This window comes from Niastella soli, from assembly GCF_017742245.1.
GTDB lineage: Bacteria > Bacteroidota > Bacteroidia > Chitinophagales > Chitinophagaceae > Niastella > Niastella soli.
On sequence record NZ_JAGHKO010000004.1, the window covers coordinates 587989 to 605058 of the forward strand.

At 43.6% G+C, this 17070-nt stretch carries 13 protein-coding genes; 11 read left to right on the forward strand and 2 right to left on the reverse strand.

What is annotated here, in order from left to right; translation table 11 throughout:
- Positions 1 to 221 precede the first annotated feature (221 nt).
- The 4 genes from J7I42_RS17345 (at position 222) to J7I42_RS35615 (ending at position 6387) form a co-directional block, all read left to right on the forward strand.
- Complete coding sequence (locus tag J7I42_RS17345; protein WP_209140102.1) at positions 222 to 1121, forward strand: helix-turn-helix domain-containing protein; 900 nt, start codon at positions 222 to 224, stop codon at positions 1119 to 1121.
- Positions 1122 to 1418: 297 nt separating this feature from the next.
- A complete protein-coding gene (locus J7I42_RS17350) occupies positions 1419 to 2030 on the forward strand; it encodes a YdeI/OmpD-associated family protein (protein WP_209140103.1) in 612 nt (203 codons plus the stop codon).
- 482 nt (positions 2031 to 2512) lie between these two features.
- Positions 2513 to 2761, forward strand: a complete 249-nt coding sequence (locus J7I42_RS17355) for a hypothetical protein (RefSeq protein WP_209140104.1) — start codon at positions 2513 to 2515, stop codon at positions 2759 to 2761.
- An 83-nt stretch (positions 2762 to 2844) separates the two neighbouring features.
- Complete coding sequence (locus J7I42_RS35615) at positions 2845 to 6387, forward strand: S8 family peptidase (RefSeq protein ID WP_209140105.1); 3543 nt, start codon at positions 2845 to 2847, stop codon at positions 6385 to 6387.
- Between the two features lie 698 nt (positions 6388 to 7085).
- Here J7I42_RS35615 and J7I42_RS17365 read toward each other — a convergent pair.
- A complete protein-coding gene (locus J7I42_RS17365; protein ID WP_209140106.1) occupies positions 7086 to 9503 on the reverse strand; it encodes an arylsulfatase in 2418 nt (805 codons plus the stop codon).
- Between the two features lie 621 nt (positions 9504 to 10124).
- On the opposite strand from J7I42_RS17365, the gene J7I42_RS17370 reads away from it, so the two are divergent.
- The 4 genes from J7I42_RS17370 (at position 10125) to J7I42_RS17385 (ending at position 14316) form a co-directional block, all read left to right on the forward strand.
- Positions 10125 to 10487 (forward strand): hypothetical protein, encoded by a 363-nt coding sequence (locus J7I42_RS17370; RefSeq protein WP_209140107.1) that lies wholly within the window; start codon positions 10125 to 10127, stop codon positions 10485 to 10487.
- Between the two features lie 508 nt (positions 10488 to 10995).
- The gene (locus tag J7I42_RS17375; protein ID WP_209140108.1) at positions 10996 to 12204 is read left to right on the forward strand and encodes a glycosyltransferase; all 1209 of its coding nucleotides are present in this window, start codon (positions 10996 to 10998) and stop codon (positions 12202 to 12204) included.
- 10 nt (positions 12205 to 12214) lie between these two features.
- A complete protein-coding gene (locus J7I42_RS17380; protein WP_209140109.1) occupies positions 12215 to 13300 on the forward strand; it encodes a hypothetical protein in 1086 nt (361 codons plus the stop codon).
- Positions 13297 to 14316 carry a glycosyltransferase family 4 protein gene (locus tag J7I42_RS17385; protein WP_209140110.1) on the forward strand — a complete coding sequence of 340 codons (1020 nt, stop codon included), beginning with the start codon at positions 13297 to 13299 and terminating at the stop codon, positions 14314 to 14316. Before J7I42_RS17380 ends, J7I42_RS17385 begins: the two co-directional genes overlap by 4 nt.
- A gap of 2 nt (positions 14317 to 14318) precedes the next feature.
- Here the strand turns inward: J7I42_RS17385 and J7I42_RS17390 are convergent, their stop codons facing one another.
- Positions 14319 to 15770: a glycoside hydrolase family 130 protein gene (locus tag J7I42_RS17390; protein WP_209140111.1), complete on the reverse strand. Its 1452-nt coding sequence runs from the start codon at positions 15768 to 15770 to the stop codon at positions 14319 to 14321.
- A 212-nt stretch (positions 15771 to 15982) separates the two neighbouring features.
- Here J7I42_RS17390 and J7I42_RS17395 point away from each other — a divergent pair, with 212 nt between their 5' ends.
- From J7I42_RS17395 to J7I42_RS17405, 3 genes are all read left to right on the forward strand, one after another.
- Entirely contained in the window at positions 15983 to 16261 is a 279-nt protein-coding gene (locus tag J7I42_RS17395) for an RNA recognition motif domain-containing protein (protein WP_209140112.1), read from the forward strand.
- 22 nt (positions 16262 to 16283) lie between these two features.
- Positions 16284 to 16535 carry an RNA recognition motif domain-containing protein gene (locus J7I42_RS17400; RefSeq protein ID WP_209140113.1) on the forward strand — a complete coding sequence of 84 codons (252 nt, stop codon included), beginning with the start codon at positions 16284 to 16286 and terminating at the stop codon, positions 16533 to 16535.
- A gap of 178 nt (positions 16536 to 16713) precedes the next feature.
- Positions 16714 to 17028, forward strand: a complete 315-nt coding sequence (locus J7I42_RS17405; protein ID WP_209140114.1) for an RNA recognition motif domain-containing protein — start codon at positions 16714 to 16716, stop codon at positions 17026 to 17028.
- The last annotated feature ends 42 nt before the right edge of the window (positions 17029 to 17070 follow it).

The following is a 17070-nucleotide window of genomic DNA, read 5'->3' on the forward strand; positions in this document are numbered from 1 at the left end:
GTTTTTTCCTGTTTTTATAAAACAAAGTACATCTAACACAATACTTGCTTGCCTTTCTTCCTGCCAGAGTCAATAGCGTTCTCTGGTGGTAGTTACGCTCTTCCTTCTTTGTCGGTCAGCTAATATTTTTTTGATGTGCACTTTTACACCTAACGGTTTTATAATTCCCTTATAAAAGGCGACTTTGCTGTCAATTGGAAAATCCCTAGATTTAACCTTTCATGGAAAAAGCCACACTTTCTATTCCTTTTTACACAGAGATCAATGACTTCCTGGCATCTATTCCCTGGTCCGGGAAAACAAACAACCCGGATTTCTATTGCTTACGTCTGAAAAAGATCGACGAAGTGCTCCAGGTATACCGACCGCCCTTCAAACGTTCCTTCTATTTTTTTGCGCTCTTCCGGAACACCGGTCAGATCGAAGTGAATTATGACGACCAGCGGATCAATAATCCGGATTCCTATATGGTCTTCCACGCCCCCAACCTGATCTACAGCTTTTCGCACAACAATGAGCTTGAAGGGTACATCGTCTATTTCAAGGCAGAATGTTTTTCCTTCTTCAAACAGGACTTTCATCGCACTTTTCTCCTGTTCGATCTGCTGCACACGAATCTCTTCAAGTTCGATCACGCCACTTACGACCGGTTAGCTCCGCATTTCGAAGCGGTATTCCAGGCTTACGACAACTCGGCAAAAGACCAGCACATGGAAGCCCGGCTTAAATTGCTGGGCTTGTTGTACTACCTTGAAGATTTCAGTGTCGAAAGAAAAAAAGACATCGGATTGGCTACACCCCAACAAATACTATTGAAGAAATACATCCAGCTCGTCAACAATCACTACCTCGATAAACGGACGGTCCAGGAGTATGCTGATATGCTGTCTGTGACAGCCAACTATCTCTCCCAATCTGTTAAACAAGTGTCTGGTAAGAACGCACTGGCCTTTATTTCCGAAAGATTGGCCGGCGAGGCCAAATCCCTCATCCGGCATACCGACTCCGGTATCGCAGAGATCGCCTACCAGCTCAACTTTTCCGATCCCGCCAACTTCGGGAAATTCTTCCGGAGTCAGACCGGAGAATCCCCCTCCGAGTACCGGAAAAAGCACAAGTGAGCAAATTTACCAGTCTATCCAAGATTTAAACCAGCAGCGTCAGCCGGTTCTTAGTTTCTTTGCTACATAGATTCAGCTATGACAGACCCGGTATTCATCAGCCCGTCGGTAAAGAACCTCAAAAGCGTCTTCTTCCGGGAACATCAAAACGGATCAGCGATGCCCTCAGGACGACCGAAGTGCTCATTACGATACACGTAGCCTCCAAGGCCGATGTCCAATGGATGATCATCAGGGACCTCACCTAAGGGAACTCGTGTGCCTAGATGCTGATCGATTACCTACACAATAAAAAACATGAAACAAACCAACCCGAAGATCGACACCTACATCGCAAAGGCGGCTGATTTCGCCAAACCAATACTATTCCACTTACGAGAACTTATTCACGACGCCTGCCCGGAAGTTGATGAAGAAATAAAATGGGCGTTACCGCATTTTTCTTACAAGGGAGTCACCCTTTGCACCCTCGGCGCCTACAAGGGCCACATCTCATTCAGCCTCTTTAACGCAGATCAGCTTAAAGACCCCAGAATGAAAGAAAGCGTAAAAGCCGGGAAGAAGTTCGGCTATATGGACAAAATAAAAACGTTGTCCGAACTACCTTCAGAAAAGATACTGACCGGCTATTTAAAGGAGATCATAGCCATCAATGCAAGCGGTGTTAAAAAGCCAACGCCGTCAAAAAAAGAACAAGTCCCCGTTGAAGTGCCCGCCTTTTTCCTCGAACGGCTAAACAAGCACCCTAAGGCCAAAAAGGTATTTGAAAGCAAATCACCCTCCTTCAGAAAGGAATACGCCAAATGGCTTAACGATGCCAAAACGGATACCACCCGTGAGACCAGAACCACCCAGTCCATCGAATGGATCTCGGAAGGCAAAGGCCGGTTCTGGCAATATGAGAAATAAAGGCTAAAATTTTCGTCTGACAATATTCCACATTTCTGTCTTTACAGTTACAGCGAACGATCGAGCTGAATGTCGGTACCCTCACATCTGGTTTACTGAGTTTCGGAATCTACTCAGATAAATGTTACTGATCAGTGGTAAGATCGTTCCCTCTTGCGGGGTACCCTCTGTCGGATACATAAGCTGTCCGTTGTCCAATACGCCGGCTTTGAGCCATTTGTCGATCATCTTTCTAATCACGCCATCTTTTATCCTAAGGTCAAGAAACTCACGCAAACACAGGCTAATAACTCCACTTTAAAAGCAACCATAAACCTTCAGCTGAACAATGATGCGGCAGTACAAAACTTTTACCGCATACGAATGTACCACGTCTTTGAATGGGTAAACCCTAACGGTACGATACCCCAAGAAAAAACATTGATACGTTTTGAAGCTGATGCCTGACGCACGAAAAGAATGATAATCTATCGTCGGAGAAAGTGATCGTGTATAATAATATCGAGAATGGGCTCGGCATAGTAGGTGGGGTGGCGCAACGTGAGTATGATTTGGTGAGAAAGCTCGAATCAGACACGTTATTAAAAAAAGTAGATTGTATTATTCATACCACCAATCCCAAAGCGCTTAAAAAGAAGGGTATTACCGTTATCTCCGTTTCACCCTGGGCAGTCACGGCCGTGGCTACTCCAGCACAGCCTACTAACGGCAGCCGTCATGCCGGAGGTTAACTTACCCAAATCCCATGAAGCAGTGAACGGGAGTTTTCGTTAAATTGCTTATCTCCATTAAACATTAATCAAATACCTGGTCTATGAGAAAATCTACTCCCAAGGGTTATCCTCTTGTTGTGTACGCTCCTGTCGCAACATTTTTTCAAAACAAATCAATCCTGCTTACTTTTCTTTCGGTACTGCTATACGTATCCGGATATACGCAGAATCGGTCACCGGAAGATAAGATCGATCCCGCATTCAAATTTGTGTTAACGCAACTCAATGCGCGGCAGGAAGCAGGGACTTATTCACCTGCATTTAAAACCACGCCCACACAAGTACAGGTAGCCCCCGGCCAACCTGGCGGCGAGCGCTATGATTGTATTGTATATACGACCGATGCCAACTCGCTTCGCAATAGTGGTGTACTGGTAAACGCGGTGTACCCGCATTTTGTAACGGCCTGGGTTACGCCAGAACAAATAACGCAGCTATCGAATTTGCCCGGCGTTAATTACATTGCTGCGCCCGTGATGGATGAACTGCACAACGACATTGCAGTTGCCAGCAGCGGCGCTTCCCTGTTACACCAGGGAAAGCTTAACAACACGGTATACAAGGGCAAAGGCGTTATCGTTGCCATTTTTGATTCGGGTATCGATTGGCTGCATCGCGACTTCCGCGATCCCAATGACACTACCAAAAGCCGCATCTTGCGTATCTGGGACCAAACCATTACCCCTGTTGCCGGAGAAGTTTCTCCTGTAGGTATGGGTTATGGTGTTGAATACACCCGCGAACAGATCAATGATGAGCTCGATGGTACGCCTACTAACTTCGTTCGGGAACGCGACATCAATGGTCATGGTACCCATGTGGCTGGCACCGCTACCGGAAATGGCGCTGCCCTGCCCCTTACCCGCAAATACACCGGTATGGCGCCTGAGGCCGACATCGTTGTTATCAAAGGCGGTGACGGCTCTTTTTCAAACACCAATGTAATCAATGGCATTGCTTATCTGAAGAACCTGGCTACAGCCCTGGGCAGACCGGTTGTATTGAATATGAGCATTGGCGGTCAGTTTGGCCCTCACGATGGCTCCCGCGAATACGAACTGGTAATAGATGATTTTACCGCCTCCGGGCCCGGACGTGCAGTAGTTATTTCTGCCGGTAACGATAATGGCAGCAATATCCATAACCAGTTGGATATAGCAGGTGCCGGCACCGGAACCATCTCCTTCAACGTGCCGGCCGTTACAGCGTCCGACATGTTCCAATACCGCGTGTATATAAACGATAGCAGCAATATTTCGGCTACTTTTTCTGCACCGGGCGTTGGTGGGTCAGTAACTGCCAATGCCAACCAGAATATTATCGGACAGTTATTAGGCAATGGCTTCAATGTGTTCCTGAGCAATCAAATTGATGTGGGCAATGGCGACCGCTATATAGACATATATGTTCAAAGGAATGGCACCAATTTGATCAATCCGGTAGGCACGTGGACGCTTTCGCTCACCAACAATACCACCAATACGCTGTCTTTGCACGGTTGGATGTATTACAGAAATACCTCATTCTCTGCGTTATCTCTTGTGGGCGGCAACAGCGATTACCTCGTGGGATCACCGGGTAACGCCACCTCAGCCATCACCACAGCAGCTTATGTAGGAAGGCCTTCCTGGTTTACCTATGCCGCCAATGGCGCCTTTTACGGCACCACCGCCAGAATGGATGCCATTGCTACTTTCAGTTCCCATGGCCCGCGCCGCGATGGGGTATTGAAACCAGAGATCGCTGCCATTGGGCAACATGTGATCTCGGCATTCTCCCGCAGCAGTACGGCCGCTGCGACAGATATCATTTACCCGGGGTTGTATCGAAAGAACCAGGGAACCAGTATGTCGGCCCCTGTGGTTACGGGTGCGGTAGCCTTGCTGTTACAGGCAAATCCTACAGCAAGCGTTTCGCAGCTTCGCAACCTTCTTTTTTCCAATACAACCAAAGACTCATTGACCGAAACAGCCGGCCCTACGCCTAATACTACCTGGGGGTATGGCCGCCTGGATATTTACCGGGCCGTTGGGGCTGGGTTCAATTGTTCACCGGTGAACCGTAAAACCTATCAATACGATGCTTCCAATCTTGTTCCGGAAGACCTGGGTGTAACGTTCACCACGCAACGTATTGCCACACGCTTTACACCTGATATAACCGGCAGCTTAGGGGGCGCTTATTACCATACCTCCATTACAAAAACAGCCCTGGTAATGGAAGTACGCGCCGATAGTGCCGGCACACCCGGTGCGTTACTGGGGAAATTGCTACTGCCTGATACAACGGTCAGCGCCTTTTCATGGAATTATGTTGACCTTAGCGATCTGAATATTGCTGTAACAAATGGCGCCGATTATTATGTAGTGGTTTATCGGGATTCAGGCAGTGCGGCCAATTGGAGCCTGCGCCGCGAAAACACCCGCATCGACAATCGTTCGCTTACTTCAGGAGATGGAATTATATGGGTAAATCCCGGCTTCGATTACAAGATCCGCTCCGTAGTGTACAGCCAGCCGCTGATGACAGCCAACCTGGTTACCAGGGACACCAAAAATACCAGGGACATTTCCACCAGCAACCTGTTCGTCGATAACAACTGCCGCCTCATTGCACAGGTATCGCCGGCTGGCGCCAGTGCAATCAGTGGTACTGTTACCGCCAATGTGTGGATAGAGTCGAAAGTGCCTCATGATTGCGGTATTCCATTTGTGGCCCGGCATTACCAGTTGTTGCCTGCCGTAAATGCAGCTTCGGCTACAGGCAAGGTTACCCTGTTTTTTACCCAGGCTGAGTTCACAGCATTCAATACCGATTTCTTAAGCTTCCTGAACCTGCCGGCTAACCCGGGCGATGCCGCTGGCAAAGCCAATGTACGCATCGCTTATTATGAAGGCAGCACCAGTAATGGCACCGGACTTCCCTGTAGTTACAGCGATGATGGATTGCTCATAGATCCTGCCGACAGCGACATCGTATGGAATGCAACAGCCAAACGTTGGGAAATCACCTTCGATGCCAGCGGTTTTGGCGGATTTACCGTACAAACCAACCTTAAGGGAACTCCGTTAATGGTTGAAAACTTTAACGGTCAACCACAGGGACGAGCCAATGTACTGAGCTGGATATTCAGGTGCCTGCGCAAATGGGCCATATTCGATGTAGAACAAAGCGATAATGGAATTAATTTCAGCAGCATCGGCAAACCGAAAGGATGGGATGCCTGTACCTTTAATTTCGACTTTAAACACGATCTGCCAGGAAATGGAAAGAATTACTATCGCATTAAAGTAACCGACAGGGATTCCACTTATTATTCCAACACCATTCTGTTGGAAACCGGAAAACTCCAAACTGCCCTGTACCCGAATGTTATTAAAAAGGGAGAGCATATACAGGTGGTTTGCAGTGAAAATGATGGTGTATTGCGGGTAAATGACGCCATGGGAAGATTGGTGTTCAGCCGTATTCTTGCTACCGGTAATCAAAGTATAACCCTGCCGGGTTCTTTGAGCGGTATGTATTACTACAGCATACAGAACAACAAAGGACAATTAACCAGTGGTAAACTAATCATCCAGTAAGAAGAATACTAAAAGAAAAGAGGGTCTTCGCCTGGTAGCGAAGACCCTCTCTTTTAAGGATATAATGAATCCTCAAACAATTCAATTGCGTCACTTTGTGGTAATGCTTTTTGAACAGTAAATAGCGTCCCTTTGACATTGACGTCAAATGCCAGGTCAAAACCCTCTTCTGCAATATGGCCAAGTGGTTCCAGCGTACCCAGGCCTCACAGGCCGTACCAAAAATGAACAATTGGTGTCCGCTTTTGACACGATGCAAGCAGAATGATTATTTTCATCACCGTAGTCGATTTACTTTTTATGTTTCGATGGGATTCGAAAAGCTCCGGGTGGTCCCAAACAGATCATTTGAATGACATGTTCCCTTTTTATTTTTTTCTGAGATTTATGATCCTTATGAAGTCCCTATTTTATTCCTCACTGTATTCCCATTGCCAGGGCAAGCCGTTCTTCGGGTTTGATATAGTGATCAACATCTTCTGCATCCTTGTCTACATCGATCTCAACCCAGTTTACCTCACCATTAAATTTCCTGATTTAAAATGGTGTTATGCAAAAACCAATAGAAGGCGTGTCCATGCTCTATTCATTCGACAACTGAATCATCTACATTCTTTTTAAGATCCATGTGTGAGGAATGGTCAGTTATTTTGGCAGCATTAAGAATTAATGCCCTTCCCGGGGATCTATGCAAATACTCACTGCCTTGCCATTGCCAAAGCGATGGCTTTCTCAGGTTCAATTATCTGGCCGGAGGAGCCAACAGCGTCTACAATTGAAAGCTGTACCCCTTTAACCGTTCCAGTGAATTCGTTTCCCCGTGGACCATAATCTTCCGATACCGAAGAGCCCGTATCTTGTCCCACATCACAGCCATCATCGGCAGAGAAAATCATGGCCGCAGTGGCAGTGACTTTGCCAGCACCAACCTTTTGGCCATCAACGAACAGCGACACTGATCCCCCCTTGCCAAGGCCATCGCCCGCGTAGTCAAACTCCATACGCACCTGGTGATCTCCTGCTGGAAGCGCACTGTTCGCTTCGATATAGTTGTATTTTAAACCAAGCAAATTGTAGCAGTATTTAAGTTTGCCGTCGCTAACGTAAAGGCTCCATCCTCCAATGTTGCCTCCCTGTGCTATAATCACACCATTAACACCTGAATCAGGAACATTGATTTCGGCAGTAACAGCATGAGACTTGTTCTTCATATTTAGAACTGAATTTTCCGATAATCTGCCCATACCGCCAAAGAGCAGTTGGGTGTTTCCATGGATCAACACAGGTCTACCCGCCAGGTCTGAATTGAACCTTTCCATGACACGGTCATCAAGTGGAAGTACATTATGCAGCGCAGCCTCAATCAGCCAGAGTCGTTGTAGGTCGTGGAGCTTTTCCGGCATTTCCCTGGCCAGGTTGCTCGCCTGGCTCCAGTCTTTATTGGTGTCATAGAGTTCCCAGTTGTCGTCATCGAAAGGAGGGATATTCTCACCCGTCAACACCCAGGGTGTTTTGTGCCGCGTTACCGCAGTCCAGCCCTTATGATAAATGCCACGGTTGCCAAACATCTCAAAATACTGGGTTTCGTGCTGTTCGGCGGCGTTTGCATCATTAAAGGAGTAGAGCATACTAACTCCTTCAATAGGATGCTGCTGAACACCATTGACCATGAGCGGTTGAGGAAGACCGGCTGCTTCCAAAATACTAGGCGCTATATCAATGACATGATGAAACTGTGACCGTATTTCGCCCTTGGACTTGATCCCATTAGGCCAGTGCACAATAGTACCATTACGTGTACCTCCCCAGTGTGAGGCTACTTGTTTTGTCCACTGGTAAGGTGTATTCATAGCGTGTGCCCAACCTACCGCGTAGTGGTTATAGGACTCGGGGCCACCGAGTTTATCCAGCTTTGACATCAGAAATTCAGGTGTTTCAATGTTAGTTGCCCCATTGAAAATGATCATTTCGTTGAACGTGCCATTGAGTGTACCCTCCGCTGAGGCGCCATTATCACCAATAATGTAATAGATAAGTGTATCATTAAGCAGGGTTAGTTTTTCGAGGGTGTCAAGCATGCGTCCGATGTGGTGATCAGCGTATTCCACAAATCCCGCATACACTTCCATCTGCCGTCGAAGTACTGGTTTAAGCGCTTCCGGCATATCATCCCAGGCAGGAATTTCTTTATGACGTTCGGTAAGTTGGCAATCCTGGGGAATGACACCTAATTTCTTTTGATGTTTAAAAGTTTCTTCACGAAGCTTGTCCCAGCCATCATCAAACTTGCCTTTATATTTATCGGCCCATTCTTTTGGTACGTGGTGCGGTGCATGGGCAGCACCCGGTGCAAAGTATATGAAAAAAGGTTTGTCGGGGATCAAAGCTTTCTGCTGTCCAATCCAGCCGATGGCCTTATCGGTCATATCCGCCATGAAATGATACCCCTCTTCAGGTGTCTTTTTCACTTCAATTGGTGTAGTACCTTCATACAAGGAAGGATACCATTGATGCGCCTCGCCGCCGATAAAACCATAGAAATATTCAAAGCCTCCGCCACCTGTTGGCCATTGATCAAACGGCCCGGCAGGGCTGGTTTGCCATACGGGTACTTCATGGCATTTGCCAAATTGAGCAGTGGCGTAGCCATTTAACTTCAAAGTTTGGGAAATGGGCGAACAGGTATTAGGTATAAGAGAGTTATAACCTGGTATTCCACTAGCGATTTCCGTTATACCGCCCATGCCAACGGTATGGTGGTTGCGCCCGGTGAGTAAAGCAGCACGTGTAGGTGAGCACAAAGCGGTGGTATGAAACCGGTTGTACTTAAGACCATTGGCTGCTAACTTTTCAGCGTTTGGCATGTTGATCGGGCCACCGAAGGTGCTGGAAGCCCCGAAACCAACATCATCGAGCAGGATGACCAGCACATTGGGTGCACCTGGGGGTGGAAGCAAAGGTGTAATAGGGGGAAATTTTGTGTCCGGATCTTTCGCATCATACGTTGTCAGTATATTTGGTTTTTGATACGGAATAGGAAGAACGGAACGCTGAATATTGTTTTGAGCCGTTGCTCCTTCTGAGGATTTTGATTTTTCTTTACCATTACTTTTCATAATAGATTTTTTAGATTTGTATCAATCACGCAGGGATTATAATATCATATCTTTTCGCTGTTCATCCCTGTTTATTTACTCCGGCCTTATCGTCTTTTACCATTTCTCACATTCTTTCCAATTAGGATTCCTTTATTTGCTTTCATGTTTACTTTTAAATAGTTAAATGATTTGTGGAAACACGGGCGAGTTTTTCCTGTTGGGCTGATTCTGACCCGGGAGTTTCCTTCTATAAACTAAAGACACTATTCACAATACCTTCTCCCCTTTTAAAATCGATAAATCTGCAAAAAAAATAGAATTTAAAAGATGCCTGCCGGATATGGCGGCCATTTAGCCCTTTTAGTAAAAAATGAACTGTTTAGCTGGCAAAACATTGCATACCTGGCGAAACACTATGGTGAGATGTGTCTAATATTTTGACTGCCATTACTCTGTGACATTCATGCGGATTTCTCTTGTTATAAATCTTAAATATGAGACTTCAAGCTATTATCGTTTTAAATATGATTTTGTTAATTGTCACAAACTCACTCCGTGCGCAGCTAAAAGGAACACACCTTGTAGCTGACATGGATTTGCAATCGGGTAGCCAACCACCTCCATCTTTTACCGGGTTTGTTGCACTGTACAATTATCATACTTCCCAATCTTGTAAACAAACAGGTTGAAATTTCTGAATCCTTTGCCCGTACTGTTAAGGGCTCTAATCATGCAGCCAGGATACAGAAAGGAACCAAAACGGATAATGCCAGGTATTTACCCTTAACGGATGATTTGATTATTCTGCTTGAAAAACAGATTGCCGGTAAACAACCTGATGATCTTGTATTCCCCTCCCCTAATGGATTAAGTATTGATGACAGAATGCTGGAAAGAAGAATTCTGAAACCTGTATTGATAAAACTAGGCTTTGGAAACCGGGATCTTTATGCTGCGAGGCAAGATGTAATTATTGTTGACAATAGAGGGTGTAGAGCCTAGTCATAGTATCATTCATATTCAATTAAATTAAACGACTTCAAATTTAGCTTATTTATCCATTTAGTAATATAAGGCCAATCCAATTGTTCAATTGCAGCAAGATTTTTGATTTCCTCCATTTGCTGTGCGGATTGGTAAAAATATAGTGTTAAATCATAAAGGAGAAATATATGTACACTCAATAGAAGGGGGAAGTAACGGAGTTACATGTTATACTTCCTGTAAAGGGATAAAGCTCATCTATATGGTGTCTTTTGTGCTGGGAGAAAAATGGAGTTAGTTACCTCTTAAAGGCACGTGCATTTTCTGACTATTCGTAAATTAATAGTTGCAGTCGAATAAATAGACTACCTTCACTTACTCTTTTGAAGATAATCCCACAGATCCTTCATATTGACTCATCCGATTTGTAACTACAATTAATTGTAGTCCTGTTCACTCCAGGTAACATCTTATTGCATTGAGCCAGTCAGTACTGTCCCTTTATTAATTACTAAAAAATATTAGTATGACAATTTCTCATTCACGATCAAAAATACTTTTCATCAGCACTTTCCCGCCTGTAAAATGTGGCATAGCAAGTTTTACACAGGACCTTACGGCTTCAATTGCTTCGGAGTTAAACGAAGATTTTTCAATCTCTGTTTGTGCGCTTTATAAAAAAGCCATAGCTCACCCATATCCGTTACCGGTTTCAATCGTCATGGATAGTTATAATTTAACCTCCTGCATTGAAACGGCTAATGAAATCAATGATGATCCCCAAATTGAACTTATTTGCATTGAACATGAATTTGGCTTATATGGCGGTAACCTTGGTGAATTTTTATTGGGGTTTCTGGCGCTGCTTGATAAACCTTTCATCATCCGGTTTCACACGGTGTTACCAGCTCCTGATGAACAAAGATTAAAACTGGTTCAGAAAATAGGATTACTGGCCGATAAGATAATCGTAATGACTTCCAACTCTGCCAGGTTATTGACAGCCGATTACCAGCTGAGCCCAGGAAAAATCATAATTATACCACACGGCACTCCTTCTAATAGTAAAATCGATCCTAATGACCTGAAGTATAAATACGATCTTATACATAATCAGGTGCTAACCACCTTTGGCTTATTAAGCCCTAATAAAGGAATAGAAAAGGGAATACTGGCCATGAAAGAGATCTGTGAAAAAATTCCGCAAGCCATTTATATTGTATTGGGACTTACGCATCCCAACCTGCTGCAAAAGGAAGGTGAACAATACCGTAACTACCTACAAAAATTAATCGATGACAATAACCTCCAGAATAATGTACGGCTGGTGAATGAATATGTGCCAACCCAGGTACTAATGGAATATCTGGCATTGACGGACATATACCTATTCACTTCAAGAGACCCCGATCAAGCAGTAAGCGGTACTTTTCTATATGCCATGAGTGCAGGCTGCCCCATTATTTCCAATTCATTCGTTCTGGCAAAAGAAATGCTGGATGAAAAAACCGGCATTATCATTGAACCGGGCCAGGAACATGAACTGGCAGAAAATGCTATTTACCTGCTACAGAATAACACCGTAAGAATACAAATGGGGCATCATGCGGCTTTAAAAACAAAAGATACCACCTGGAAAAAAGTTGCTGCAAAACATCTGGAATTGTTTCATACAATTCTGAAAAAACCGGTTGTTAAAACCGGGGTGACCGACCAATTAATAGCCAGATTTTAAAAAAAAATTTATGAACACAGATGATACGCTGCTTTTATCACAACCAGCTTTGTTTACAATATCACAAATGCCTGATTTAAATTTCAAGCATATCAGCAATTTAACAGATAAAACCGGTATTATTCAGCACGCCCTGTTTGCAATGCCTAACAGAAAAGAAGGTTATTGCATCGATGATAATGCACGCGCTTTGCTATTTGCTGTTTGGGCTTGTAAGAATAATAAGAGAGATCAGATTACCCACGACCTTTTGCTGGTTTACCTGAGTTTTATTCATTACATGCAAAGCGAAGACGGATATTTCCGAAATTTTTTGAGTTACACGATGACAGCCACAGAAGACCGGGGTTCAGAGGATTCATTCGGAAGAACCATGATGGCGCTGGGTTATTTGATCAATGAAGGTCCATCTCACTTATTGACCAGAACAGCTCATGGAATATTTACTAAAGCATACCCGCATGTTAATAAACTTACTTCTCTCCGCGGTATTGCCAATACCATTGTAGGCATTAGCCAGATTATTAAATATCAATATCCCGATGACAGAAAAAGAAATATGGTAATTAATCTTGCCGATAAAATGGTTGCCATGTATAAGCATAGCAAAAGCAGCGACTGGCATTGGTTTGAACCCATTCTTACTTATGACAATGCCATGCTGCCGCTGGCTTTATTAAATGCATTTGAAGTAACTCAACAGGATGAATTCCTGACGATCGCCTTTGAATCCATGGCTTTCCTGGAATCTAAAGTATTTTATGATACATTCAGACCAATTGGAAACCTCGGATGGCATAAACAGGGTGGCCCCATAGCCACGTTTGATCAACAGGGCATAGACGCAATGGCAATGGTACTATTTTATCAACAGGCATTCAGGCTTACCGGTGAACAATTGTACCTGGCCCGCATGTATAAATGCTACCAATGGTTCCTGGGCGATAATGATATGGGGCTTTCCCTGTACGATTTTTCAACCGGGGGATGCGCAGACGGCTTGCATACTGAAGGAATTAATTTAAACCAGGGCGCTGAAAGCACTCTGGCCTATTGGATATCGCACCTGGTGGTAGCCTCAACTTTATCAGCATGAAAATAGCGATGCTTGCACCAATAACCTGGAGAACTCCGCCTGTAAATTATGGTCCGTGGGAACAGGTGGCTTCTGTTTTAACAGAAGCATTGGTAAAAAACGGGATGGATGTTACTTTATTTGCCACCGGAGATTCTGTTACGAAGGCAAAACTGCAATCGGTGTGTAGAACATCATTAGGCGAACATCCTGCCGATGCAAAGGTTTGGGAATGCCTGCATATATCCAATCTTATGGAGCAAGCTTCACAATTTGACATCATACACAATCATTTTGATTTTCTTCCCCTCACCTATTCCCGATTAATCAGGTGCCCGGTTATTACCACCATTCATGGGTTTTCTTCTGAACAAATTGTTCCGGTATATAAAAAATATAATGCGCACGCATCGTATGTATCAATCAGCCACAGCAACAGGCACCCTGAACTGCAGTACCTCGATACCGTTTACAACGGTATTAATGAAGAACAGTTTCAATTTGGCCAGGGTGCAGGAGATTACCTGTTGTATTTTGGAAGATTTCATCCGCATAAGGGCGCTTATGAGGCTATCCAGATTGCCATTCAATCAAATAAAAGATTAATTCTTTGCGGCCTCGTACAGGATGAAGATTATTTTAAAGAAAAAGTTGTTCCTTACCTCAATGATACGTCAATTATATACAAAGGCAATGTTGGGCCTGCGCTGCGTAATGAGCTATTGGCGAATACGCTGGCATTATTACACCCAATTAATTTTGAGGAACCATTTGGGCTTAGCGTAGCAGAAGCGATGATGTGCGGCACACCAGTAATTGCTTTTAACCGTGGCTCCATGCCGGAACTGATCAAAGATAGAAGAACAGGGTTTATAGTTCGGAACATCAAAGAGGCAGTGATAGCTTTGGATAACATTAAATCGATCAGCAGACAGGCGTGCCGGGAACATGCCCTGGATAAATTCAGTAGCCAGGTAATGGCCATACATTATATGCAATTGTACGAAAAGGTGGCCCATCAACGCTGTGGTTTGTAACTTTAGTTCATAGCTTGTAATAACGTCGACAATGGGATTGTAGCAAATGAGGTAGCATAATCAGATATGGCATAAGGAATAAATAAATTGTTCTGATGGATGATAGTTCCGCAAGAGTAAACCACATTGGGTACATAACCGTGCCATTCATCCTCATCAGGCATCAATAACGGTTCTTTTAAGCGTCCCAGCTCTTTGGTTGGATCGTTTAAATCGAACAAGCTGGCACCGAGGCAGTATTTACGCATAGGCCCCACGCCGTGGGTTATTACCAGCCATCCCTTTTCCGTTTCTACGGGTGATCCGGCATTGCCTATTTGTACAAATTCCCATGGATACATGGGCTGTTGTAGTAACATAGCTGTTTCCCACAAATACAGGTCATCAGAGAACATTATATAGTTATTAACTCCGTCAACACGGGAGATCATGGCATATTGACCATTGATTTTCCTGGGAAACAAAGCCAGGTTTTTATTAACAGCCGCTTTTCCGTGAAGAGGCGACATTTTAAAGTGTAAAAAATCCTTTGTTTCTATTAAATGTGGTAAAATAAAAGAACCATCATAAGCTGTATAGGTGGCAAAATAAGTGACAGCGCCGTCTTCGGCAGTAAATTTTATAAACCGGGCATCTTCAATACCGTTCTTTTCAGTAAAGGTTGCCGGGAAAATAACCCTTTCCGACAATAAAGATTCCTGCAAAAAATGAACTTCATAACTGGTATTTACCAGGCTGAGGATATCATATTTAAGTTTGTTTTTCGCCATTCCGGTCTCTATATGCTGCAGGGCATTTTTTAAGATCAATTCTATCTCTCTATAAGAAAAAGTATCTTTCAACTGGTTTAAAATATCGGTGCGAATCTCTTCCGGAAATGGGTATTGGGATAATAATTCCTTAAATGCTTTTTTGTTATTCCGTTTCTGTTGAGTAATTCTGCCCTGGTTCATATACTTCCCGGAAGGCTCAAAATGGATCTTTGCATTTTTATCAAGTTTTGCCCGTTTAAATACAAGCGAAGATATATGACCTTCCCCTGTAGCCCTGAAACTGACGATCACATTTTTTTCCCCCGCTGCCGTATCGGACTGGTCTGGATCTTCCACGATAGAAGGGTTGAACAAAGCCGCATGCTCCAATGAATATTCCATGGTAAAATAAGACCCTATTAACAATTTTTTTTCGAAGGATAAAGCAAGGCACTCCTTTTCCGTTAACAAGTGCTTTACCAATTCAAAATGCATTTCAAAAACAAGCCGGATATTACTATAGCGTTTATAAAATTCTTGTTGAACCTGTAATAATAATTCATTTACCTGACTGTCTGACAACAGCATCACCCTGTCAATAAGCGTCCGGGAACGTTCATCACCTGTATTAAAAAAACGGGGAATTACTTTTCTTACATCTGGATCCAAGCGCACATTGATCCTGTTAACCTGTAATTTCATATATAGTGAAGGTAGCTCAATAAACAACACAAATACCATTTAACCTTTGGGGGTTGTTCTTCTAAAAGGGGATGATTTGTAACCTCAAATAATAAAATAGATCGTTACCGCAAAAAAGCGTACCTTTAAAGCTGACCTTCTATTGTGTAATTTCTTATCTGCTCTCCTACACTTTACCTCGTCACTTCCCTTAACAAAGTAAATTAAATAGTATGCGTTTATTAATCAGCAATTTGAACAGGTTCACTACCGCTTCCCAGCTGGTAAATCTTCTTCATCCGTTTGGTTTGGTATCTGAGGCCAGGATAGTAATTAATGCGCAAAACGGCTACTCAGAGGGAATGGCGTTGGTTGAAATAGAATATAAGGCAGGCCAGATTGTTATTAGTGAACTCAATAACAGCCGGTTTATGAATTACTACATCAGTGTGGAAGAAACAATTCCGGCTAACAACTCAAGTAGCGTTAAGGGCCACCGTATCGTGGCTTAAATAGTATTATCAAATAGCCAATATGAACATACAGATCTTAAATCTTAGTTTGAATACCGAGGATCGTGATTTGCGAAAATTATTTTCCTCCTTTGGTAGTGTAACATCGGCTGAAGTGGTGAGGGATAAATTAAACGGCCGGTCAAAACGTAATGGAATAATCGAAATGCCTATTGACAGAGAAGCCCGCCAGGCGATAGAATCGCTTAACCAAACAATGTTTGATGGCAAGCTGGTTTCCGTTAATGAATCCCGGATAAACGCTAAATGGTAAATATGGCAATGGTTTAACAAATTCGATTAGTTACTTCAGTAAATTAAGACTAGCTTCACCCAGTTATTTTGAGCCTCGCATTAGTATCCATTAATTACATTGCTTAGTACATCTGCATTATAGTTAGTTTCTTACTTCTTGCTTTCCTCAGAAATTACTCATCATTTAATTTCATGGAATGAACATTTATGTTTCCAATTTAAGCTTCAGCGTTCAGGATGAAGACTTAAAAGAATTTTTTGCTCCTTATGGAGAAGTTACCTCAGCTAAAGTTATTACAAACCGCGAAACGGGCAGATCAAGAGGCTTCGGCTTTGTTGAAATGTCTGATGAAGCTGCATCCCAAAAAGCAATTGCAGAATTGGATGGTAAAACGGTTGAAAACAGGTCTATCAGCGTATCTGAAGCCAAACCAAAAGAAGGCAGGTCTTCGCGAAATAGTGACCAGGGCGGTTTCAATAACAGGAATAGTTATAATGAAAACAATTATTAAATAATTTACTGCCAATTTGAAAGCCCCGCATGGGGCTTTTTT

Excerpts from the sequence above, each read along its gene's own strand:
- J7I42_RS35615 (WP_209140105.1), top strand. The coding sequence starts at position 2,845 with ATGAGAAAATCTACTCCCAAGGGTTATCCTCTTGTTGTGTACGCTCCT.
- J7I42_RS17345 (WP_209140102.1), top strand. The coding sequence starts at position 222 with ATGGAAAAAGCCACACTTTCTATTCCTTTTTACACAGAGATCAATGAC.
- J7I42_RS17350 (WP_209140103.1), top strand. The coding sequence starts at position 1,419 with ATGAAACAAACCAACCCGAAGATCGACACCTACATCGCAAAGGCGGCT.
- J7I42_RS17380 (WP_209140109.1), top strand. The coding sequence starts at position 12,215 with ATGAACACAGATGATACGCTGCTTTTATCACAACCAGCTTTGTTTACA.
- J7I42_RS17405 (WP_209140114.1), top strand. The coding sequence starts at position 16,714 with ATGAACATTTATGTTTCCAATTTAAGCTTCAGCGTTCAGGATGAAGAC.
- J7I42_RS17390 (WP_209140111.1), bottom strand. The coding sequence starts at position 15,770 with ATGAAATTACAGGTTAACAGGATCAATGTGCGCTTGGATCCAGATGTA.
- J7I42_RS17400 (WP_209140113.1), top strand. The coding sequence starts at position 16,284 with ATGAACATACAGATCTTAAATCTTAGTTTGAATACCGAGGATCGTGAT.
- J7I42_RS17395 (WP_209140112.1), top strand. The coding sequence starts at position 15,983 with ATGCGTTTATTAATCAGCAATTTGAACAGGTTCACTACCGCTTCCCAG.
- J7I42_RS17385 (WP_209140110.1), top strand. The coding sequence starts at position 13,297 with ATGAAAATAGCGATGCTTGCACCAATAACCTGGAGAACTCCGCCTGTA.
- J7I42_RS17365 (WP_209140106.1), bottom strand. The coding sequence starts at position 9,503 with ATGAAAAGTAATGGTAAAGAAAAATCAAAATCCTCAGAAGGAGCAACG.
- J7I42_RS17375 (WP_209140108.1), top strand. The coding sequence starts at position 10,996 with ATGACAATTTCTCATTCACGATCAAAAATACTTTTCATCAGCACTTTC.